Annotated in this window: 16 protein-coding genes; 3 read left to right on the plus strand and 13 right to left on the minus strand. The window is 39.6% G+C overall.

Features of this window, described 5'->3' with window-relative positions:
- The 8 genes from ACXIUD_RS06025 to ACXIUD_RS06060 all read right to left on the minus strand — a co-directional run bounded on the left by ACXIUD_RS06025 (position 1) and on the right by ACXIUD_RS06060 (position 11297).
- Positions 1 to 1311, minus strand: coding sequence for a nucleotide sugar dehydrogenase (locus tag ACXIUD_RS06025; RefSeq protein WP_458051721.1), 1311 nt, complete (start codon positions 1309 to 1311; stop codon positions 1 to 3).
- 41 nt (positions 1312 to 1352) lie between these two features.
- Positions 1353 to 2432 carry a GNVR domain-containing protein gene (locus tag ACXIUD_RS06030; protein ID WP_458051722.1) on the minus strand — a complete coding sequence of 360 codons (1080 nt, stop codon included), beginning with the start codon at positions 2430 to 2432 and terminating at the stop codon, positions 1353 to 1355.
- A gap of 77 nt (positions 2433 to 2509) precedes the next feature.
- Positions 2510 to 5104 (minus strand): SLBB domain-containing protein, encoded by a 2595-nt coding sequence (locus tag ACXIUD_RS06035; RefSeq protein WP_458051723.1) that lies wholly within the window; start codon positions 5102 to 5104, stop codon positions 2510 to 2512.
- 229 nt (positions 5105 to 5333) lie between these two features.
- Positions 5334 to 5447, minus strand: a complete 114-nt coding sequence (locus tag ACXIUD_RS06040; RefSeq protein WP_458051724.1) for a GxxExxY protein — start codon at positions 5445 to 5447, stop codon at positions 5334 to 5336.
- Between the two features lie 153 nt (positions 5448 to 5600).
- Positions 5601 to 6068, minus strand: coding sequence for an ArsR family transcriptional regulator (locus ACXIUD_RS06045; protein WP_458051725.1), 468 nt, complete (start codon positions 6066 to 6068; stop codon positions 5601 to 5603).
- 1640 nt (positions 6069 to 7708) lie between these two features.
- Positions 7709 to 8083 carry a hypothetical protein gene (locus ACXIUD_RS06050; RefSeq protein WP_458051726.1) on the minus strand — a complete coding sequence of 125 codons (375 nt, stop codon included), beginning with the start codon at positions 8081 to 8083 and terminating at the stop codon, positions 7709 to 7711.
- Between the two features lies 1 nt (position 8084).
- Positions 8085 to 10508 carry a penicillin acylase family protein gene (locus tag ACXIUD_RS06055; protein ID WP_458051727.1) on the minus strand — a complete coding sequence of 808 codons (2424 nt, stop codon included), beginning with the start codon at positions 10506 to 10508 and terminating at the stop codon, positions 8085 to 8087.
- A 216-nt stretch (positions 10509 to 10724) separates the two neighbouring features.
- Positions 10725 to 11297, minus strand: coding sequence for a DUF2911 domain-containing protein (locus ACXIUD_RS06060; RefSeq protein ID WP_458051728.1), 573 nt, complete (start codon positions 11295 to 11297; stop codon positions 10725 to 10727).
- A 103-nt stretch (positions 11298 to 11400) separates the two neighbouring features.
- Between ACXIUD_RS06060 and ACXIUD_RS06065 the strand changes: the two genes are divergently transcribed.
- Positions 11401 to 12747 (plus strand): M24 family metallopeptidase, encoded by a 1347-nt coding sequence (locus ACXIUD_RS06065; protein WP_458051729.1) that lies wholly within the window; start codon positions 11401 to 11403, stop codon positions 12745 to 12747.
- A 755-nt stretch (positions 12748 to 13502) separates the two neighbouring features.
- Here the strand turns inward: ACXIUD_RS06065 and ACXIUD_RS06070 are convergent.
- The 5 genes from ACXIUD_RS06070 to ACXIUD_RS06090 all read right to left on the minus strand — a co-directional run bounded on the left by ACXIUD_RS06070 (position 13503) and on the right by ACXIUD_RS06090 (position 19047).
- Entirely contained in the window at positions 13503 to 14219 is a 717-nt protein-coding gene (locus tag ACXIUD_RS06070) for a 2-phosphosulfolactate phosphatase (protein ID WP_458051730.1), read from the minus strand.
- A 102-nt stretch (positions 14220 to 14321) separates the two neighbouring features.
- Positions 14322 to 15416 carry a glycine cleavage system aminomethyltransferase GcvT gene (gcvT, locus tag ACXIUD_RS06075; protein ID WP_458051731.1) on the minus strand — a complete coding sequence of 365 codons (1095 nt, stop codon included), beginning with the start codon at positions 15414 to 15416 and terminating at the stop codon, positions 14322 to 14324.
- A 309-nt stretch (positions 15417 to 15725) separates the two neighbouring features.
- Positions 15726 to 17045: an ABC1 kinase family protein gene (locus ACXIUD_RS06080; RefSeq protein WP_458051732.1), complete on the minus strand. Its 1320-nt coding sequence runs from the start codon at positions 17043 to 17045 to the stop codon at positions 15726 to 15728.
- 11 nt (positions 17046 to 17056) lie between these two features.
- Complete coding sequence (locus ACXIUD_RS06085) at positions 17057 to 17722, minus strand: TetR/AcrR family transcriptional regulator (protein ID WP_458051733.1); 666 nt, start codon at positions 17720 to 17722, stop codon at positions 17057 to 17059.
- 155 nt (positions 17723 to 17877) lie between these two features.
- Entirely contained in the window at positions 17878 to 19047 is a 1170-nt protein-coding gene (locus ACXIUD_RS06090; RefSeq protein ID WP_458051734.1) for an MFS transporter, read from the minus strand.
- 263 nt (positions 19048 to 19310) lie between these two features.
- Between ACXIUD_RS06090 and pflB the strand changes: the two genes are divergently transcribed.
- Together pflB and pflA are read left to right on the plus strand one after the other, a co-directional pair.
- Positions 19311 to 21554: a formate C-acetyltransferase gene (gene pflB, locus ACXIUD_RS06095; RefSeq protein ID WP_458051735.1), complete on the plus strand. Its 2244-nt coding sequence runs from the start codon at positions 19311 to 19313 to the stop codon at positions 21552 to 21554.
- Between the two features lie 8 nt (positions 21555 to 21562).
- Complete coding sequence (gene pflA, locus ACXIUD_RS06100; RefSeq protein WP_458051736.1) at positions 21563 to 22426, plus strand: pyruvate formate-lyase-activating protein; 864 nt, start codon at positions 21563 to 21565, stop codon at positions 22424 to 22426.
- Positions 22427 to 22497: the final 71 nt, after the last annotated feature.

Here is a 22497-nt window from a genome sequence, read left to right on the forward strand (position 1 = left end):
TTATAACCTAGCGTCTACAGATTCTTTTGGCAAAATAGATTTTACATCAAATATTACCTGATCATTAGATTTTTTCAAATGCCAGTTTTTAAATTCCTGATGGGCAACGGCAAGGATAACTGCAGAATACTGACTAATTTTCTCTTTAGTATCGCCATTGATTATGTTAATTCCATATTCATGCATCACTTCAGCAGGATCTGCCCATGGATCATAGATATCTACATCCATATCGAAAGATTTGAGTTCATGATATATATCAATCACACGTGTATTTCTAACATCTGGGCAGTCTTCTTTGAAGGTAAAACCTAAAATCAATACTTTAGCGTCAATTACTTTAAGGTCTTTACGCATCATAAGTTTAATGGTCTCCGTAGCGACATGCTTACCCATAGAATCATTCAATCTTCTACCCGCCAAAATAATCTCAGGGTGATAACCTACTTCTTGGGCCTTCTGGGCGAGATAAAAAGGATCAACTCCGATGCAATGACCACCTACCAATCCTGGTTTGAAAGGAAGGAAATTCCATTTGGTCCTTGCAGCTGCTAGGACTTCTTGGGTATCTATAGACAATAAATTGAAAATCTTAGAAAGTTCGTTAACAAAAGCAATATTAATATCTCTTTGTGAGTTTTCAATTACTTTGGCAGCCTCAGCTACTTTTATCGAAGAAGCCTTATGTGTACCTGCTGTGATCACTGATTTATACAAATCATCCACATAATCTGCCACCTCAGGTGTAGAACCAGAAGTAACTTTAAGAATTTTGGTTATTGTATGTTCTTTATCGCCTGGGTTGATTCTTTCAGGTGAATATCCAGCAAAAAAGTCCACATTGAATTTCAATCCAGAAACCTGCTCTATAACAGGAACACATTCTTCTTCTGTTACACCTGGATATACGGTGGATTCATAAATAACCACATCCCCCTTTTTCAAGATTCTTCCAATAGCCTCAGAAGCTTTCAACATAGGTGTTAGGATAGGTCTATTATGTTTGTCAGTAGGTGTAGGTACCGTTACAACATAAATATTACATGAAGAAATCGGTAATATTGCATCCGTGATTTGAAGGCCTTTTTCTTTTTCATCTAATTCTATAGGAGTTTTAACCAAAACTTTTTGAAGATCTTTATCTTCGACTTCCAAAGTTCGGTCATACCCCTTCTGCAATTCATCTACCCTTTTGGGGTCAATATCGTATCCTATTGTCTTATATTTTTCAGCAAAAGCTACTGCCAAAGGGAGGCCAACATAACCTAGGCCTATGATGGCTATTTTTGATTCTTGAAAAGGTTTAAGCATACTTTTAATTAAAGTGTATTTTAAATTAATAAGTTAAACTATTAATATGAACTCCATTGTTCTTTTACTCCCTTAAAAAATTCCAACCCAAATACATACCCAATCGAAATGATAAAACCTAAAATTGTAAAAATTACAAGTATCAAAGGCCTCTTTGGTGCCGACTTCTCCACGGGCACCGTTACTGGCTGTATTACAGAAAAAACAGGGGTATCTTTTGCCACCTGAATCCTGGCTTGTTCTAGTTGTTTGGCCAATTCAGTATAAATATTAAAAGCAAAATTATATTCTGCCTCCAAACGCTGTTGTTGATTCAACACTGCAGCAGATGCAATATTTTGATTCCGATCTCTGAAGTTGGCTAATTTTGCCTGAATATCTTCAAATTCTTTTTTCTTCTCATCAAAGCGCTCTTGGGTAAATTTTAATTGCTCTTGCGCATTCGAGATTTTGTATGCAATCACCTGTTGCTGCAATAAATCTTGTGCAAAACGAGCTAGTTGAGCCGCCATCACAGGTTCAGGCATCACGAAAGACAAGGAAACAAAGCCCTCTTTTTCATTGGGACTTACGGAAATCTGACTTTCCAGTCGCTTGAAATGTTCAAACTCTTCTTGGGAAACACGAATTAGTTGATCATTTTCATCTTTGAGAACAGGCTCTGAATCTCCTCTCAAACTACTCAGAATAACTCCAGGTAAACTGAGTGTATATTTCTTTACATTGCCTAATAATCCTGGATTATAAATAGAATCGTAAAATTCTCTATAGGTGACCGGCTGATTTAACCCCTCTACTGTAAGTGGTGCGTTTAGGATGGCCATCCTAAAATTGACAGATGAAACAATTTTTGGGTATAAACTTGGAGGAATTTCCGAACCTCCTCCCATACCTCCTAAATTAATACCAGCTAAGGAAGCTAATCCCCCCAAAGATCCGCCAGCTCTATTAGGTTCAGACACTTGGGGAACAAAGACTGAATTCGCTGTAAACTCTTTTGGAGAAAGAATGGCAATAAGCAATCCAAGTACTATAAAAACACTTGTGATAGTAATGATCAATTTGCGCTTGATCCAAATGGTTTTCGCTAATGCCAATAAATCAATTTCGTCTTCTTGCACGCTTGATTGATTAATTGATGGTTGATTTTCTGTCATTTAACTCAGGGAAAAGGGGAAAGGGAAAAGGGAAAAGGTTTTTACTGGGTTAAATTATTGAGTAAAAGCGCTAATGTGGCAAGGGAAGTTCCAATACCTAGCCAAGCCTGTGCTGACATAGATTCACGTTCAGGCTTTCTAGGAACTATAATCTCCGCACCCGGTTCAATAGCTGGGTAGTTGTTAATGAAAAAAAACTTTCTCGTCCGCTGTACATCCCCATTGGCATACACCACATATGATCGCCCTCTTCTAGATTTTTCTGTAAACCCTCCTGCTCTGGAAATATATTGTTTGAAACCAGCATCTTCTCGGTAACGTGCAGTTGTGGGAAATAATACTTCTCCCCTCATACGAACTGTTTGTAATTCCTTAGGAATAGATATTACATCCCCTTCCTGTAAAATCAAATCATTGGGTCCACCAGGATTATTTAAAATGGCAATCAAATTAATCCCCACCATTTCTTTGGTTTTCACTTCGATCCTTCCAATATTTTCATCCATTTCCGCGAGCCCTTCCAAGGTTTCTTGACGAAAATCATCTGCCATTAAACCACCACGCTTATCCGCTTGATCTCCTCCTCTTTCGCTGATTTTCCGATCTATCCTTGATAATAAAATTTTTTCCGACTCAGTATTATCTTGTTGGTTTCTTAAGGCATTGTTTTTAACCTGAGATAAGCTCTGAACTTTCATTTCATTTTCACTTGGAGCATCATAAAACTCATTTCTTCGGATCAAGGTCGCACCTTTCGCATAAGCAAATTGATTCAATCCCCCAGCTCTCTGAAGAACATCAGAAATACGTTCATTGGCATTTGACAGCGCATACTCACCGGGATAGTAAACCTCTCCTTCTACCCTTACCAATTTTTCCCGCTGAAAGCCAGGACTTCTACGGACAATTACATGATCAAAGGGAGTTAAAATCAGATCTTTTCCTTCTCCACTGATTTTTAAATCTTTATCAATATCAATCCGAATAATCTCTGCTAATTTTCCCGAAATGTCATTTTTTACCCTGCGTGCGATCTCCAACTGAGAAGCCGTTGCCGACTCTTTAAAACCACCTGCCTTTAGGACAAGATCGGAAACACTCATATTTTCACCAAAAGCAAAAGCCCCCGGCCTGTTGACTTCACCTGAAATCTTCACATAGTACTCCTCCCGTAGATCATAAATGCTCGGAATATTCAAAACATCTTCTCTTCGTAGCTGCACATCCGCTTCTTCTCCCCTGACGATTGCCCCAATATCCAAAGCAACAATCTCCAAAGAAAAATCTGGACGGGTGCGATACAAAGTAGCTCTATTCAAAAAAGCATCTTCTCTCAAACCTTCTGCCTTTCTGATCAGTTCATTGATTCCCATCCCTTCTTGCAAAGCAAAAGTTCCAGGTCTTAATAAAGCTCCTGTAATTTGAACCCTGTTTTCAAACCTGTCTAGAATTTCTCCTAATCTGAACACATCTCCGTCTTGTGGATAAAAAGTCCCAAATTTTGAGGAATCAATATCTTCTACACGCATTTCACTACCGGTTTTTCTAGAAACCGTCACACGCTCTCTATACGCGTTGCTAGTAAAGCCCCCTGCAAACACTATTACATCATCAAATGTCTCTCCAGACTTTACTTCAAACAAACCTTCCCTTCTAACTGGACCTTCAATTTCGACTCTAGATCTAACTGGAGGAACAATAATTACATCGTTATCCCGTAAATTAACTGATGAGGTAAATTCACCTTTCACCAAGAATTCGTAGACATCAATTTCTTGTAAAAGTTTATTGTCTCTATAAATTTGAATATGCCTAAATGATCCATTTTCATTTGGTCCACCTGCTGCAAATAAAGCATTAAATGGTGAAGCAAATGAAGGTAAGGTATAGGTTCCAGGCCTATTTAACTCACCAACCATCGCAATTGAAACGGTCCGAATATTCCCAAGCCTTACGTCTAAAAAAGTGCTGGGACTTCCACCTTGTAATCCTGCATATATTTTCGCTAGAGAAGTTTTAATTCGAGCTGTAGCTGCTGAAACTGTTGATCCGCCGACTTGAATCGGTCCTACATTTGGAATAAAAATTCGCCCATCAGGATTAACTACTACATCATAAGCTTGTTGGGAAGCTCCATACACATCAATCAACAATTGATCGCCAGCTCCCAAGGTGTAACCCTGCGGAGTTGGAATATTCAAACTTGGATTGAAATTTAAGTTCTTATTATGAAATAACGTATAACCAAAAATCTTTTTTTGAGTGGGTGTCAAATCATAGTAGGGATCAGATTTTCTCAAGGAGTCAAAAATCTCATTTTGATTTCGCATTCCACTAACCTCACGCAATTGTGAACCTCTTTCTTGCCCTCCTTGCTGCGAACTACCTCCACCACTCCTAAGAGAAGAAACTCGTTGCCTCAACTTTGCAATCTCTGCTGCTGGCATTCCACGCTCAGCAGCCAAACTGTAAACTTGCTGTTCATTCATCCCTTGTGCCTCCGCCCGCTTGATCAATTGCTCTAGCTGTGCATCTGACAAATTATCGACCTTCACATTCTGAATATCGGACAAGGATTGCGCTAACACTGCAAAATGAATTGTAGAAAGAATTATAACAAAAAGGATTTTTTTCATGAGGAAAATGAAATTGTAACTACTAAATCAAACCATGGATTTTAACCACGAATTACTCTAATTTCACAAATATTTAAATAAATTTTAACTCGCGGAGCTCGCAATAACCACAAATAGAAATTTTAGAACAAACCACGAATTACGCGAATTACACTAACTTTATTTTGAAATTTGGCTCGCGGGGCTCGCAATTACACGAAGTGTTAGCTATCACTTTTTGGGTCTAGAATTATTCTTTCCCAAAAGCTTCTTGATACACACTCTCCACAAATCCACCTCCCAACTCTTTATGAACAATCATAGCCGCCCCAACAATATCATAGGTTTCCTTCTTAAAAATCATTTAGATCACACTTTAAAAATAGAAAGCAATTTTTTTGTGAAATTCGCGCAATTCGCGGTTTTTAAATTTGTGGTTACAGCTTCGCCCTCTCAGTCACATTTCCTTGTGCTTAGCGGGCTAAAATTGACACAGACTATTTTTTAAGAAATAGCCTTATTTTTTATAAATCACCAATGAATCCTGTTCTTCGCAGATAGATTCATTGACATGGAAATTCACTTCTTTCCCTATCAGTTCTTTTAAACGAACAGTCAAACGGTCCAAGTATTCTTCAGAAACATTCGAACCTTTGATCACTACCTCCAAATTACCAGAATCCAAGCCTCTCGAGTAATCACCTAACAAGGTGATTTCTTCTACTTCTCCCATACGATCAAGTACGGTATCTACCAGCTTATCAAAGCCAAGATACTTTCTTGTCAAGTCCTTTAAACTCTCGAAATAAGGATGATTGTAATTTGCTTGATAGTCGATTTTATTTTTATCATTTACCTTCAACAGTAAGCCTGCTTCCGATAGATGATTTAATTCTTTTCGTATAGCATTGGTAGATTCTCCAAATTCTTCCGCCAACCCCCTTAAATGCGCAACATTGCGGGGATTACTAAAAAACTTGACCAAAAGTTTTAATCGCGTCTTGGATGTAATTAAAGAATCTAACATGCGTGCTGTAAAAACCGTGCAACAAAAGTACTCACCCTTTTGTGTTTACAAAAAGTTTTTTCAACTTTTTTTCATCCATTGTGACTACCGTTTATTCAATGAACAAAGAAAAAATTGCAGATTTTCAGCATAAACAGATCGATCAATTGTTTGAAATACATATTTCTGTAAGAAAGTCGTTTTTAAAATTGATGGGGAAAAATAAAATATTTTTTCTTTTTAGGGATGAAGTTTAAGGGAAAAAGTACTAGGGGAAAGGTTAAAGGGGATTCTTTATTCAACCACGAATTACACAAATTCCACAAATGCCAACTGGAATTAAGCCTCGCAGGGCTCGCAATTAACACAAAGTGGCCTAAAATAAATTATTCGTGTTTATTAGTGCATTAGTGGCAGATGAAGGGAAAAGGTGTTGGGGGAAAGGTTAAAGGGAAGTCTTCCCTTCAACTTCAAAGGAGTGACTAAAATTATTTCTACATTATTTCAACTTTATTTCTACCTTATTTCAATAGAACGACAAGTATCTTTTCTACCAGCGATCTGTCTTTGTCACTAATTTCTCAATTCTCGCATCTCGCTTCTCGCTTCTATATTTACCACGAATTTAGCGAATTACACAAATACCTACCGGAATTAAGCCTCGCGGAGCTCGCAATTAACACGAAAGGGCCATAGTAAGTTATTAGTGTTTATTGGTGCATTAGTGGCAGATGGAGGTAAAAGGTGTTGGGGGAAAGGTTAAAGGGAAGTCTTCCCTTCAACTTCAAAGGAGTGACTAAAATTATTCCTACATTATTTCAACTTTATTTCTACCATATTTCAAAAGAACGACAATTATCTTTTCTACCAGTGATCTGTCTTTGTCACTAATTTCTCAATTCTCGATTCCTGCTTGCAGCAGGCAAGTCTCGCTTCTATATTAACCACGAATTTAGCGAATTACACAAATACCTACTGGAACTAAGCCTCGCAGGGCTCGCAATTAACACAAAGTGGCCCAAAATAAATTATTCGTGTTTATTTGTGCATTAGTGGCAGATGGAGGTAAAAGGTGTTGGGGGAAAGGTTAAAGGGAAGTCTTCCCTTCAACTTCAAAGGAGTGACTAAAATTATTTCTACCTTATTTCAACTTTATTTCTATCTTATTTCAATAGAACGACAAGTATCTTTTCTACCAGCGATCTGTCTTTGTCACTAATTTCTCAATTCTCGCATCTCGCTTCTCGCTTCTATATTTACCACGAATTACGCGAATTACACAAATACCTACTGGAATTAAGCCTCGCAGGGCTCGCAATTAACACAAAATGGCCTAAAATAAATTATTCGTGTTTATTAGTGCATTAGTGGCAGATGAAGGGAAAGGTGTTGGGGGAAAGGTTAAAGGGGATTCTCCTTCCAACTTTAAATTGTGGGTTGGAAATTATTTCTACCTTATTTCAACTTTATTTCCACCTTATTTCAAAAGAACAATAATTATCTTTTCTACTAGCAATCTATCTTATCTCTTGTTTCTTATCTCTTGTTTCTTGTCTCTTGTTTCTTGTTTCTTGAACTCAGTTGGTGCACATGTCTAACCTTATCGAAAGACTCCCTTCTTAAACCCCATAATATCCTTCCCGCTTGTTTCGAAACACACTCTTCAAAGTAGTGCCGGTAAGGCCTGAAAATCCTCCTAGCAAAAACCCTATCAGAAAAGTGGCCACAAACAATAGGTTTTCATTCCCAATCCCCATCAATTCTGCCATCTGCTGTGGAAGATGGGTAGCAGTGGATACTGTAATCACAAAGGCTTTTATTAACCAAGCCAAACCAAAGCCCAAAGCCGTGGCAAAGAAAGAAACTACATGATTGTCAACAAGTAGCATGGCAGCAATACCTACCGATATCATCGCTATCCAAAAGGAAAAGAACCCTCCTAAAAAATAAACAATCAAGAACGCAACGATCAATTGAGTGAAAAACTTTATCATCTTAATTAGTAAATTTAGTAGTGAATAATACACCTGCCTGTTGGTTGCGGCTACGAAGATCGAAGTTCACATACGCCCCATTCGCCCAAGTCTTAAGGAAATGATCGTAGAACCTACTTCCCGGATTACCTGATTGACCGCCGGGATAGATTCCAAAGGCCTTGATTTCATCGCCCATTTCCACGACCATACGCCAACTGGCACCATGTCGGGAACCTGTTGCATTTAAAATCCCCGCACCGCCACCGGTATAAACATTTGTTCGGCTGAAAGTTTTGAAATTAGGCACCAAGTGCTGTATCGTTGTATTCTTGTAAGTAGCCCAAGTATAATCCTCGTTTTCTTCTTCCCAAGTTTTCATAAATTCTACCATGGCTTCGAAAGATTCTTTCACCAAATCCTGAGCTTGTTCTTTTTGGGAAGTATTAGGTTTATCAAAAAACTCACTTCCCGGTTCTTCAGCCAATAATAAGGTAGTTTGATACTTATTAGGCAAAAGAATGGGCTTCCCTTCTACTTTCCACTTATCCCAAATCAACTCATACAATTTATCCCACCATACCTGAAACAAGGTTGGTTCGGGTTGATTGGGATGAGTAAAATAATTCCACTCCGCCAATTGTGCAAAATATTTAGATTCAGCAGAATCAGCATTTCCTAATTCATCAAAACCCAGTAAATTCAACATGACAGGCAATGCCTCCGCAGCATGCAGGTGGAAGTTATCAAATTGAAGCTTTTGCATATCTTCAATGGTAATGGAATTCATCTCTTCCAACCGAGTATTCAAACGCCTATTCCGATAATGCTCATAACTCCCATCAAAAACAAAATAGGGATAAGAAGGGTCAACTGGGTGCTGATTGGCAGAAGAAACAAATCCTCTCTTCGGATTCAAGGTAGCTGGATTATGTTCGTTGGGAATAAATCCTTGCCACTCGTAGGCTGGATCATTTCCATCCATTAAAAATTTTCCCTGATCTTTCCATTTCAAAGGGAATCTCCCCTGAACTTTCATGGCGATATCTCCGGATTTAGATGCAAATACGAAGTTTTGCGCCGGAGAGGTATAATGATTCAGAGCTGAGATATAGTCTGCATGGTTCTTGGCCCGATTCAATTCAAGAAATGTGCGCTGCTCATTGGACTCCATATGGGCAGTCCATCGCAAGGCATAATTCACATCATCACGCTCACCTCGAAAGCTTCTGTCAAATACAATGGGCCCATGATGCGTATATACAATGGTATCTATATAATCTTCCTTGCCTTTGATCTTGAAAGTCTCTATTCGGAAGGTACTTTGCATATAGCGGTCGTTGTACAAGTACTCTGCGCGATTTTCATCTTTAAACGTGATCTTGTACCAGTCTCTAGTATCACGAGTAGCATTGGTCACACCCCACGCAATATGTTCGTTGAAACCAGAAATAATCCCCAAAGCCCCAGGTAAACTGGCTCCCTTTACGGTATGAGTTGGAGTAGATAACTGCAAGGAGTACCAAATGGAAGGCAGATTCATACTTAAGTGTGGATCATTGGCCAAAATAGGAGCTCCAGAAGCAGTTTTAGAGCCATGCACAGCCCAATTGTTGCTTCCTGTACCTTCTTCCGGCTGTACTAAATTTTCAAAATTAACCGACTCATTGAGAAACTGAATTGTGGCGGGTTTTTCAACAGGAATTGGGGTAAAATCCCAAACTTTAGTTGCCTCGATAATCGGATCATTGTCACGGGGAAAATCCGGATAAAATTTTCCCAATACGGTCATGCCCAACATATTTCGCAGGTTGGTAAACTCCAAATCACGATCACCAACCAGCATATCAGCCATGTATTTCAATAACAACATGGACTTATAAGCAGACCACGGCTCTGGACGGTAATTCAATATCTTATATTCAAGGGGCAAACGGGCAAGGGAAAGTTGCTCGATGTACTGATTGACTCCATCTGCGTAGGCCTCCACTAAGCGGATGGTCTCCGGCTCATTTTTTTCTAAATACTGCATCGCCACTTCGGCAGCGTATGGCAAACCTTTTCGGCGGGCCATTCGATCTAAATCCAAGGCAATATCCCCTACAATTTCAGAAATGCGGCCAGAAGCTGCCATGGTTTGGAATTCCATTTGCCATAAGCGGTGCTGGGCAGTTACATATCCCTGAACTCTATACAAGTCCTCATCATTTTCTGCAAAAATATGCGGGACTAAATGTTCATCGTAGACAACTTCAACTGCACCTGTCAGATTATTTAAGTTGATTTCTTTCTTGGCCAAATCATCCTCACTGTAGGCATGTTGCCAAAAACCATGATGAGGGTCTAACAAAATACCCAAAGGGGGAATACTCTTGATTGAAATGGACAATACAACTCCTAGGGAAGCTGTGATGATGATTGTTAATAGAAAGCCTAAATAGCGCATAGATAGATTAAACAGGATTTAGGGTTAGGGCGAATGCAAACAAATATAGTTCTAAACAGCAATACAATTGCAAAAAACCTTAAAAAAATTTGGACCTTTTCAAGAAGCACTTGCACAAGAATTCTTTCAACAGCAGGAGTTAGCTTCAACTATTAAAAAAAAACCTGTCAAGCTTCAGCCTAACAGGTCTTAGATACCTTGATTGTCTGTTTATTTTTACTGCATTACTATTGGTAATCTTAAACGCTCCCACTTGACCACTAATCCAGGGGCTTCGATAGCAATGCTTAACTGCTCTTGGCTTTCTTCCATCCATTCCGGAGTGGACTCCACGCGCAAGACATCATTTACATCTTTGTACTGAAAATGTCCATGTTCCAAATCCCACTCGGAATTGAATATAACAGTCCATTTTCCAGAGGCTTTAGGAATGGTAAAAATTGAATATCTCCCAGCTGCTAAGGTTTCTCCCTCCACCGTGATATCCTGATCGATATCGATATAGGTGGATTCGTTGGCACCTGTTCTCCAAACTTCATTATATGGCACTAAATCTCCCCAAATTACACGACCTTTGACAGAAGGTGCACCGTACTGAACAAGTGCTTGTGCATTTCCAATTGTGCCTTCTATGGTTCGGAGTGGGCTGGCTCTTTGCTCGGTAGCTTTGACCTCTGTTTGTGAATCATCACCTGATTCTTCTGTTTCTGCTGCTTTTTCAGCACCACAGGAGAATAAAAGCATGGAAGAAGCAAAGATTGCTGTTAAGAATAGATTGATTTTTTTCATAGTTTCATGAATTTTATCCCCGAAGATAAATAAAAATCCTTTTGTCGTGAGCGTTAAGTTCGTATTTTTCAACGTTGATTCATTTAACTTTTAATCACTTATCATGAATTCATTCACAAGAAAAACTGTCTATTTTGCCTGTATCCTGATGCTTTCCTTGGGTTTTATAGCCTGCCAAACGGAAACCATACAAGAGGAGGCAATTATTGATAACCCCTTTGCAGGACCAAGTCCATGGCCTGAAATCCGAAAGCAACGGATTACTGAATTACTTCCTCAGGCCATGAAAGCCGCAGAAGTGGATGCTTGGGTTATCATCTGTAGAGAAAATAATAATGACCCCATCGCCAAACACATTGGCGGAGAAAATGCGGGCGGAACTGCCTTGTTTTTATTTTACCTGGATGGTGAAAGAGTAGTCTCAAAAGCCTTCTCTCCGGTTGGAGAAGCTACTGCTTTAGCCGAATTGGCCATTCATGATGAAGTTATCCCCGTAGATAGAGGAAGCTCTGCTATTAGCATGGGAGCTACTTACATGCAAGGCAAAAACTTTAATCGCATTGCCGTCAACAGTTCTTTCAACGAATTATTGGCAGATGGCCTAAGCTATACCCAAAGACAAACATTGGAAAGAGCACTGGGACCTCTGGCTTCCAAGTTAGTCTCCTCTGAAGAACTGATTTATGAATGGTTGGCAGTAAAACTTCCTGCTGAAATTGAGATCATGACCAAAGCTGCTGAATTGACTGCACAATGGCAGTTAGAAGCTTATGAACAAGTAATCCCAGGAACAACCACAGATGCTGACGTAGCCCGTTTCCTGAAAAAGAAAATGGAAATTTATGGAGTAAAAGATGGCTGGTCTCCAGATCAAAATCCAAGTGTGAATTCCGGTTACGACCGTGGGCACTCTCACGCCACAGATAAAGTCATCATGCCGGGAGATGTCATCCAAACCGATTTTGGTATTCGTGTATGGGATACTTGGGTTTCGGATATCCAACGTTTTGCCTATGTGTTGCGTGAAGGAGAAACTCAGGCACCCGATTCAGTTCAATTTTACTTTGAATCATCCATTGGAGGAGGTAAAGCTGCATTTGATGCGATGAAGCCTGGAGTATTGGGTTATCAAGTAGATAAAGCACAACGGGATTGGATGGCAGCAAGAGGCTCACTTCCTGTCATGTGGAGCACGGGTCACCCCGTTGGCTATGTAGCGCACGATATTGGCCCCAACCTTGGAGGAGGTTTATTGCCTGACCCAAGCACGAGACCAGCTTCTGTGAAACCTTTAAAAGAAGGGATGATTTTCGCGTTTGATGGTTTCCATGCATGGGATTTGCCTGATGGCTACACCAAAACCATGTCTGTAGAAGAAATGGCCGTTGTCACCAAAGATGGCGCACGTTACCTTATTGAACCTCAGACGGAACTGGTACTAATTAAATAAAAGCTTAGAAAGGATAAGGGAGGAAGGGGGAATAGGTGTTAAGCGCGCCAATCAATCATAATTTTAGTTCAGGATTTAACTTTTCCAAAGTTTGAAACTTTGGAAAAGTTTTCCCCTCCTACCAGCTAAGGCACCATTCATTGGGACCATGTTTAGTTACTTTTAAAAACTAATTACTGTAATTGTACCATAGCCTGTCCCGAGTATCGGGATACCAAGTACTATGTACTAAGTAAGGTTTCAGGTAGTAAAAATAAGAATCGTATTTCAATCAAAATCGAGCTGTGGACAGTTAGCTGTGGACCACTAATCAATGCTCATTTCTCCTCCAATGCCGGGGCTTAAAAGCCACGGCAATTGATTTGGTGGATTCCTTAAAAATTCAAACAAATTTTGTCTCAAAAATTCAAGTGAAGTCGTGGGTTAAAACCCTCAGACGACAGTCGCATACCATTTCTCACTCTTTGCTTCGACTACTCTCAGCACAGGCATTCAAAATTCCCTCCCACTGCTCACTATGCACTGTTCACTGCTCACTCCTCATCACTCCTCCAATGCCGGGGCTTAAAAGCCACGGCAATTGATGGGTGTATTCTTTAGAAGTTCGAAAAAATTTTGTTTCAAAAATTCAAATGAGGTCGTGGGTTAAAACCCACAGACGATAGTTGCACATCATTTTTCATTCTTTGCTTCGACTACGCTCAGCACAAGCATTCCTAATTTCTCATTCTTCATTCCTCATTCCAAACCACTGTTCACTGTTCACTCCCAAGCACCAACTCATCCCCTCTTAGAATTCCCACAACAGGGTACTGATTAAGGGTCAGACAAAAGTCTATATCCTCCTCGATTCCGTGGTTTTGGAGGCGTTTGGAGTGAGCTGCTTGACTGAGGAACAATTTGAGTCGGTGTTGATTGGATTCATAGAGACTTCGCATGGCGATTGTTGCATCGCAGCCAGTGTACATATAAGGAATCAAAGCCTGTGCTAGCGCACCGGCATAGAGGGAGTCTTCTAAATTGAACTTTCCTTTCCATCCAGCGCAAACGATTAATACATCTTCCTTTTGCTCTAACAAATAACTAGCGGTGGCCTCCAAGTTTATGAACGCACCAAGGATGATTTGATTAGCAAAGTTGGCTGTCTTTTCAATGGCAACCGTTCCATTGGTGGTGGTCATGGCAATTTTTTTCCCAGCATATTGACCCTGAGTGTAAGCCAAAGGAGAATTACCCAACTCAAATCCTGCCGCTGTCTGCCCATTTCGCTCCCCGGCTATCACATAGCCTTCCAAAGCTTTAATCCTGCAACTTTCTAAGTCCATCACTGGAAGAATACCCGTGACACCATTGGCGAGGGCGGCTACCATGGTTGAAGTTGCACGAAAGATGTCTACAATTACTACATTCTTTGCCGCTAATTCATGGAGAGACAAAAGCTCGGGACTCAAGCAAGTTTCAATAGTTGCCATGTATATATTGGAGGGATTAAGTGGATGAATAAACCCAATCGAATGGGATTTGAAAAAATAGGAACGGAAAACGAGGGCTTTTCCGTTCCATTCACTGACTAATTATTTTTTGTACAGTGGAAGTTTTTCCACGGTAGCAGGAATATGTTTATTTCGGATAGCGATAGCAATGCTGGTTCCGGGACTTGCATAAGCTACCTGTACGTAACCCAGGCCTATTCCAACTCCCATCGATGGAGATTGAGTTCCGGAAGTCACTTCTCCAATTACCTCTCCTGCCTCATTCACAATTGGATAATGTGCTCTAGGAATCCCACGCTCATTTAAGATAAAGCCGACCAATTTCTTCTCAACACCGGCTTCTTTTTGCTTTTTGAGGTTATCTGAGTTGATAAAATCTTTGGTAAACTTAGTAATCCAACCTAGACCTGCTTCTAATGGAGAAGTTTCATCGTTGATGTCATTACCATATAGGCAGTAGCCCATTTCCATTCTCAAGGTATCCCTTGCGCCCAAACCGATAGGTTTGATATCAAATGCCGCTCCCGCTTCAAAAATCGCCTTCCAAACGTGCTCAGCATCCTCGTTTTTAACATAAATTTCAAAGCCACCGGCACCTGTATATCCCGTTCCTGAAATGATTACATCTTGCACACCTGCAAACTCACCCACTGTGAAATGATAAAACTTCACATCAGATAAATTTACCGGAGTTAACGATTGAACAGCCTCAATAGCTTTTGGACCTTGTACAGCGAAAAGGGAAAGTTGGTCGGAGATATTCTCCAAATTGGCTCCCATGGTGTTGTGCTGATTGATCCATGCCCAATCTTTGTCAATATTGGAAGCATTCACCACCAACATGTATTTTTCATCTTCAAATTTGTACACAATCAAATCATCTACAATCCCCCCTTTATCATTAGGGAAGCAAGAATATTGTGCTTGACCGTTGACAAGTTTGGATGCATCATTGGAGGTGACTTTTTGGATCAATTCCAGCGCATGAGGTCCGGTAACCATAAATTCTCCCATGTGGGAAACATCAAAAACACCTACCCCTTCACGCACGGTTTTATGTTCCTCCATATCCGATGAATAACGCACAGGCATATTGTATCCGGCAAAAGGAACCATCTTGCCCCCCAATGCTACATGGAGGTCATTGAGCTGAATTTTCTTAATTGTATCTTCCATTCTTGGGTTTATTTCTTTTTTGGCAAATGTACACAATCAGCCCCATAGCTTCACTATGAAAGTAAATTGTGTTATTAGTAATTGGTCAATTGAAGGCAAAGATGAAAAAGGGTTTTATTTAGTTGATTAAGCATAAAAACTTTAGAAATTCAACTACTACTCGACCCAACATGAAATTTTTAAAATCAGAAAAAAAATTGGTTCAGGCCTCATACAAGGCCTGAACCAATTTTTTGAACAAACATATCATAAGAATCGAACAGCCATATATATCAGCCGATTTTACAAACTCCTCATCATCCTTTCAGCTCATTTCAACCAATCCGGCTTTGTAGTTGTAATGTTAGCCTGAAGCTGATTCAACAGATTGTATAAACCAAAATAAGTACGATTGATATACAATCCATGTCGAGATCCTCTGGCTTGACGGGATTTTTTGAACATTTTATCGTTGGATATTCTATCTCCCAATTGGAAAATCTGCTCGAAATATGAATCATCAGCAAAATCAAAGGTGTCCACATGAAATGGCTTACCAAGCAAGGAAATCATTTCCTTGAAAACTCCTTTGAAATATACTTTTTCTTCCTCAGTATCCTTGTCTGAAATAAATTCAAGATTGTAGAAAATCTGATTTAATTCCTCCTCATTGATTAAGAGTTCTCTTTTGATCAAAGCAAAATAACCTCGATAGAAATCTTCTGGTAAAATCTTCACACAACCGAAGTCAATGATCCCTAATCGATTATCAGTGGTAATAATAAAATTACCCGGATGCGGATCTGCATGTACTTGCTGAATGTTATGCACCTGATGATGGTAGAAGTCCCATAACGACTGACCTACTCTATTCTTCGCTTCTTGAGAAGGATTGGTCTCCAACCATTCTTTGATATGCATTCCCTCAATCCAATCCATGGTGATGATACGATCAGAACTCATTTCCTCATAGTATCCGGGAAAAGTTAACCCTTCTATATGACTACAGGCCGCAGAAATTTCTAAGGAACGCTGAACCTCCAGTACATAATCCGTCTCTTCAATCAGCTTACTTTCTACTTCTTCCATGTAATGATCAAGTTCACGCTCATTCATATTCAGTAATCGAAGCGCAAATGGCCTTACCAATTTCAAATCTGAACTTACAGAGTCTGCTACTCCTGGATATTGTATTTTTACAGCAAACTTTTTACCATCCTTGGTAGCCTGATGTACTTGACCTATGGAAGCTGCATTGACTGCAGACTTGGTAAATGTATCGTACAGCTGCTCAGGGGTTTTGCCGAAATATTTCTGAAATGTTTTTACAACCAAGGGGTAAGACAAGGGAGGCGCACTGTATTGAGCCATGGTAAACTTGTCCTGATAAGCCCGTGGGAGTAAATTCTTATCCATAGACATCATTTGAGCGACTTTCAGCGCAGAGCCCTTAAGCTCACTCAATGAGTTGTAAATATCCTCAGCATTGTTATTATGTAATTCCTCTCTGGAAAGCGATGGATTCACTACCTTTTTAGCATAATGCTTCACGTAGTTTCCTCCTACTTTGGCTCCAGTGGTAATAAATTTTGCTGCGCGCTGCACCTTCGATACAGGTATACTCTGCTGCTCTTTCAACTTCCTCTCCATAAACCTGTAGATTATTTGTTTTGATATAAAAACTTGGCAAAGTCAATGAAAGTATCCACTGCACTTTTACCCATCAGGTCGAAGGCTAGGTTCACTGATTTTTCTATAGCTGCATCGGTTTTTTCAAATGCAGGCGATGTATCTTTCAACCAGAACTGAAACACAAACCATACCTGTAGCCATAAGGCTTCGTCGTACCGCTCCGTAATTAAAGGACGATTGGCGATCTCTTCTGTTTCTTTGCCCTCTAAGATAATCTCATTGGCAAAATCTTTAAACTTGGATTTGAAGGACTTGATTTCCGAAGGAAGCATATTCTTCAAGTCCTTTTTCCCATGATAGATCGCCAATAAATACGATCTGTTTTTCTTTAATTCCTCAATCCAAGTAAAGAAGAAACTAAGCAATTTTTCTCGTGCGCTGTAGCTACGATAAACTTCTTGAGATTCTATGTTTTGGATAGTTTGATCGAAAATATATCCCCAAACAGAGGATTTTATAGCCTCGAAAGAAGTGAAGTAATTATAAAATTCTTCCTCGGACATTTTTAGTTCTTTGGCAAACTTAAATACAGAAGCAGGTTCATGCCCGTGCTCTAACACATAAGACACATAACCTTTGATGATTGTAGTTTTTGGGTCTGCTTTCGCAGATTTTTTAGCAGGTGCTTTTTCCATGATGCTATTATTTACTCCAGATATAACCCACAAATGCCTCATGAAGTTTAGAAAATCAGATCAAATAGCTATGATTTTTTTCATATCGGTAAAGCTTCCTGCCTAATTTTTAACTTCTTCTATTGTCTAGCATTCAATTTCTAAATTCAAAACAGTTAACCTGAAAGTTTGCGGGATGTCAAAAAATGATGCAAAAACAAGAGACTCCCCATAATACTGATCACACTTGCCAATAGAATAGGATAGTAAAATGATGAAGACAACTCATAAAGAAATCCACCCGCCAAGGGTCCTGTGATGCCTGCAACTGTTTTTCCCAGAAAAACAAAAGGATAAATCAACCCTAAATTTTGTATTCCATATACATGTGCTGTTTCCTTGGCGAAAAGCACAAAATTACCTCCGAAACCAAAACCAATCAGGACGACCACTACCAAAAAAGAGAAATCGTTGTGATCTATGAAACTCAATAAGAAAATGGACACCCCTTGGACCAAAAGTGCTAAAAATATACTCAAACTAGCTCCTATATAGTCACTTACAAATCCCCAGATTAATCTTCCTGAAAAATTAGCTACAGCAAATAAGGAAACACTCAAGATCAATACCTGCAAGGACACGCCAAGTTCGCTACCGATTAATTTTAAACTGCCAATAATCAACAAACCCGCAAATGTTCCCAGAGATAAACCAAAGAATAGTTTTTGGAATAAGCTAGTTCTTATAACCATAGACACCTTTAATTGATCACTTTTGGCATCTACCTTAATCGGATTTTGATAAATCAAGAAGGACATCCCTATCACTATACTTCCATAACTCAGCGCAAAAAGCTTTAAAATGTCAAAAATCAAAAAGTCTTGATTTAGTAAATATTCTATCACCAAAGACATCACCATTGCTCCCAAGCCAAAGCCAGCAGTAGCAATACCTGTTACCAATCCTTTTTTCTCAGGAAACCAGCGAACAGATGCATTTAATGCCACCCAATAGCCAAACCCAGTTGCCATGCCTCCTAGTAAGCCAATGCCTATTAAAATCAGAAAAAAATTCCCTTGAGACAGTCCTGCTAACATATACCCGAAAAGGAAAAGGATCCCTGATATCACTCCGAAATATTTGTGGGGCAGTTTTTGATCCAATTGACCAACAAATACCATTGTTAAGGGGAAGACTGCAATTAAAACTCCAAAGATGAGTTGAGCTTGGCCAATGCTAAACCCGTAGTCTTTTACAAGTTCATTGGCAATAACACTCCAAGCATATAAACTTCCTAAGCACAACATAATTACGAAGGAAGCGACGATAGTAAAATAATTTTTCATAGGATACTACTCTTACAAAGGCAACATCAAGTTTCTTACGAAAAGATCAAAAGATTAGATTAAATAAACATGGTGACTTTTGAACCGAATTTTATAGATCATCAGCAAAAGTTAACAAAGACAAAATTACTATCAGAAAAGATTAACAAATCATAGAAAAATTCATACATAAATATGATTTTAATCATGATTGGTAACTAGTCTCCTACCTCAACGTACACTAATTTTGCAGAGCAAATCGAAAAGTATTAAATTAAAAATATATGCTAACCCAGGAAGAAAAGTTTGAAATCGCATGGAGAAATTTCCGTACAGGTACGTGGGAAAAAACCATCAATGTCAGAGACTTTATCCAGAAAAACTATCAGCCCTATTCAGGCGATGATTCGTTTTTGACAGGAGCAACAGATCGAACAAAAAAACTATGGGAGGCCTTGAAGCCATTACTCCAAGAAGAAGTAGAAAAAGGGGTTTTGGGCGTTTCACAGATCCCCTCTACAGTATCTGCACATGCACCAGGTTTTATTGATAAAGAGTTAGAAATAATCGTAGGCCTTCAAACAGATGAACCTCTCAAACGTGCCATCATGCCCAAAGGTGGTTGGCGCACTGTAGAAGATAGCCTAAAAGCTTATGGATATGAACCTGATCAAAAAATTGCAGAGATATTCACTAAATATGCCAAAACACACAATGATGGTGTATTTGATGCCTACACAGAGCAAGTTCGTAAATGCAGAAAATCAGGAATAATCACTGGTCTTCCTGATGCCTATGGACGGGGTAGAATTATCGGCGATTATAGAAGATTACCGCTCTATGGTCTGGATTTTTTGATTCAGCAAAAGATGCAGGAAAAGCAAGAAATTGACACCAGGTGGTCGACAGAGGATATTCTCCGTCTGAGAGAGGAGCTTTCCAGTCAGATCCGCTCGTTGAAAGAATTGAAAACGATGGCAGAAAGCTATGGATTTGATGTTTCTCAGCCTGCTACTAATGCAAGAGAAGCTGTCCAATGGCTTTACTTTGCATTTTTAGCCGCCGTCAAAGAACAAAACGGAGCAGCAATGTCAGTAGGTCGGATTTCCACCTTTTTGGACATTTATATAGAACGTGATTTAGAAGAAGGAACCATAACGGAGTCTCAGGCTCAAGAGCTTATTGACGATTTGGTCATCAAATTCAGAATTGTGCGCTTTTTACGGACGCCTTCCTATAATCAATTATTCTCAGGGGACCCAACTTGGGTTACGGAATCTATTGGTGGTATGGGACAGGATGGAAGAACTATTGTAACCAAGACTAGCTTCCGGATGCTGAATACCTTGTACACTTTAGGTCCTGCTCCTGAACCAAACCTGACAGTTCTTTGGTCTACCAGACTACCTCAAGGTTTCAAAGACTTTGTCGCTAAGGTATCCATAGACACCTCTTCCATTCAATACATGAATGATGACCTGATGCGCCCCAAATATGGAGATGATGCAGGCATCGCATGCTGTGTATCGGCTATGGCTCTCGGAAAACAAATGCAGTTTTTTGGTGCCAGAGTCAATCTACTCAAAACTTTGCTGTATTCACTTAATGGAGGGAAAGATGAAATCAGTGGTGCACAAATTGGACCAATGATTCAGGAATTAGAAGGAGAATACTTGGACTATGCAGAAGTTATGAAGCGGTTCGACATATTGATGGACTGGTTAGCGCGTACCTATGTAGACGCATTGAATATCATCCACTACATGCATGATAAGTATTGCTACGAATCCATTTTGATGGCCTTCCACGATCGAGACATTCTCCGAACCATGGCTTTTGGTTTGGCAGGATTATCACATACCGCAGACAGTTTATCCGCTATCAAATATGCAAGGGTTAAGACTATCCGAAATGAAGCTGGCTTAATCGTAGATTTCGAAGTAGAAGGAGAATTCCCTAGATATGGCAATAATGACGAACGGGCAGATGATATCGCAGTGATGCTTTGTTCTAAAATGATGGAGAAAATAAGAAATTATCCCACATACAGAAATGCCACCCACACACAGTCCATTCTAACCATAACATCCAATGTGGTCTATGGTAAGCAAACAGGCAACTCACCTGATGGAAGAAGGGCTGGGGAACCATTTGCTCCAGGGGCAAATCCCTCCAATGGAGCCGATAAATACGGTGCACTGCCTGCTATGCTTTCTGTGGCGAAACTACCCTATGACGATTGTGAAGATGGTATTTCTTTGACAATCTCCATGATTCCAAACTCTTTGGGACCTGAGGAGGAAAAAACAGAAAAGGTGGTTGGTGCACTCGATGCATTTATGGCTTCCAATGGCTTTCATGCTAATTTGAATGTGCTGACTAAAGAAACGCTGCAAGATGCTATAGATCATCCTGAAAAATATCCACAATTGACCATTCGTGTATCCGGTTATGCCGTTAACTTCGTAAAATTGACAAAGGAACAGCAGGTGGATGTTTTGAACAGAACATTCCATGGATCTATCTAAAAAGTAATATGGGTTCAAATAAATTAGCACGTAGTAGGTATGAATTTAAAACTTCTGGTAATGAGGAAAATTCCGAATTACCAGAAGTTTCTTCAAATACCGAACTGCTTACTACCTCCACTATACAATCTCACATAGATGATGGCTCTGTAGGCTATGTACATTCCTATGAAATCGGAAGCACTATGGATGGGCCTGGCATTAGATTCGTTCTGTTTTTGACAGGCTGTAAACTGCGTTGTCAGTATTGCCACAACCCCGATACTTGGGATATCCGTAATGGCAAGCCATATGCCTTTGAAAAAATGATGAGAAAAATCAATTCCTACACAGAGGCATTGAAAATCTCCAAGGGAGGACTGACGATTTCTGGTGGAGAACCTGGATTACAGCATGCATTTGTCAAAAAAATTTTTAAAGCTGCAAAAAAACTGGGATTACATACTTGTTTGGATACCTCAGGCTTTTTGGGAGCAAATTTCTCTGACGAGGATTTGATGGATATAGATTTACACCTTCTGGATATCAAGTCAGGGGATCCAGAAATCTACAGACGCGTCACCAAGCAATCTATCGAACCGACCTTAGAGCTGGCTGATAGGCTTTCCAGACTAAACCGACCCGTTTGGGTTCGTTTCGTTTTAGTTCCAGGACTGACGGACAGTTGGGAAAACGTGGAAAAAGTAGCTGATATATGTACCGGTATTCAATCCATAGAACGTGTTGAAATCCTTAGGTTCCATCAGTTGGGAAAAAACAAATGGAGTCAATTAGGCATCAATTATGCATTAGCAGAAACCGAATCCCCTTCTCAAGAACTGGTAGAAAGAGTACGTGGACAATTTAAGACAAGAAATCTAACCGTCTATTAATTTCATTTTTTTCTATACACACTAGACATTGAAAGTTTTAATAGTTGATAGCAAAATTTGGTTTGGGGTCG

Source organism: Mongoliitalea sp. (assembly GCF_054166905.1).

What these genes read in the sequence shown, in the direction of transcription:
- ACXIUD_RS06060 (WP_458051728.1), bottom strand. Translation starts at nt 11,297, where the DNA reads ATGAAAAAAATCAATCTATTCTTAACAGCAATCTTTGCTTCTTCCATG.
- gcvT (WP_458051731.1), bottom strand. Translation starts at nt 15,416, where the DNA reads ATGGAAGATACAATTAAGAAAATTCAGCTCAATGACCTCCATGTAGCA.
- ACXIUD_RS06040 (WP_458051724.1), bottom strand. Translation starts at nt 5,447, where the DNA reads ATGATTTTTAAGAAGGAAACCTATGATATTGTTGGGGCGGCTATGATT.
- ACXIUD_RS06035 (WP_458051723.1), bottom strand. Translation starts at nt 5,104, where the DNA reads ATGAAAAAAATCCTTTTTGTTATAATTCTTTCTACAATTCATTTTGCA.
- ACXIUD_RS06025 (WP_458051721.1), bottom strand. Translation starts at nt 1,311, where the DNA reads ATGCTTAAACCTTTTCAAGAATCAAAAATAGCCATCATAGGCCTAGGT.
- ACXIUD_RS06070 (WP_458051730.1), bottom strand. Translation starts at nt 14,219, where the DNA reads ATGGCAACTATTGAAACTTGCTTGAGTCCCGAGCTTTTGTCTCTCCAT.
- pflB (WP_458051735.1), top strand. Translation starts at nt 19,311, where the DNA reads ATGCTAACCCAGGAAGAAAAGTTTGAAATCGCATGGAGAAATTTCCGT.
- pflA (WP_458051736.1), top strand. Translation starts at nt 21,563, where the DNA reads ATGGGTTCAAATAAATTAGCACGTAGTAGGTATGAATTTAAAACTTCT.
- ACXIUD_RS06080 (WP_458051732.1), bottom strand. Translation starts at nt 17,045, where the DNA reads ATGGAGAGGAAGTTGAAAGAGCAGCAGAGTATACCTGTATCGAAGGTG.
- ACXIUD_RS06065 (WP_458051729.1), top strand. Translation starts at nt 11,401, where the DNA reads ATGAATTCATTCACAAGAAAAACTGTCTATTTTGCCTGTATCCTGATG.
- ACXIUD_RS06055 (WP_458051727.1), bottom strand. Translation starts at nt 10,508, where the DNA reads ATGCGCTATTTAGGCTTTCTATTAACAATCATCATCACAGCTTCCCTA.
- ACXIUD_RS06085 (WP_458051733.1), bottom strand. Translation starts at nt 17,722, where the DNA reads ATGGAAAAAGCACCTGCTAAAAAATCTGCGAAAGCAGACCCAAAAACT.
- ACXIUD_RS06090 (WP_458051734.1), bottom strand. Translation starts at nt 19,047, where the DNA reads ATGAAAAATTATTTTACTATCGTCGCTTCCTTCGTAATTATGTTGTGC.
- ACXIUD_RS06050 (WP_458051726.1), bottom strand. Translation starts at nt 8,083, where the DNA reads ATGATAAAGTTTTTCACTCAATTGATCGTTGCGTTCTTGATTGTTTAT.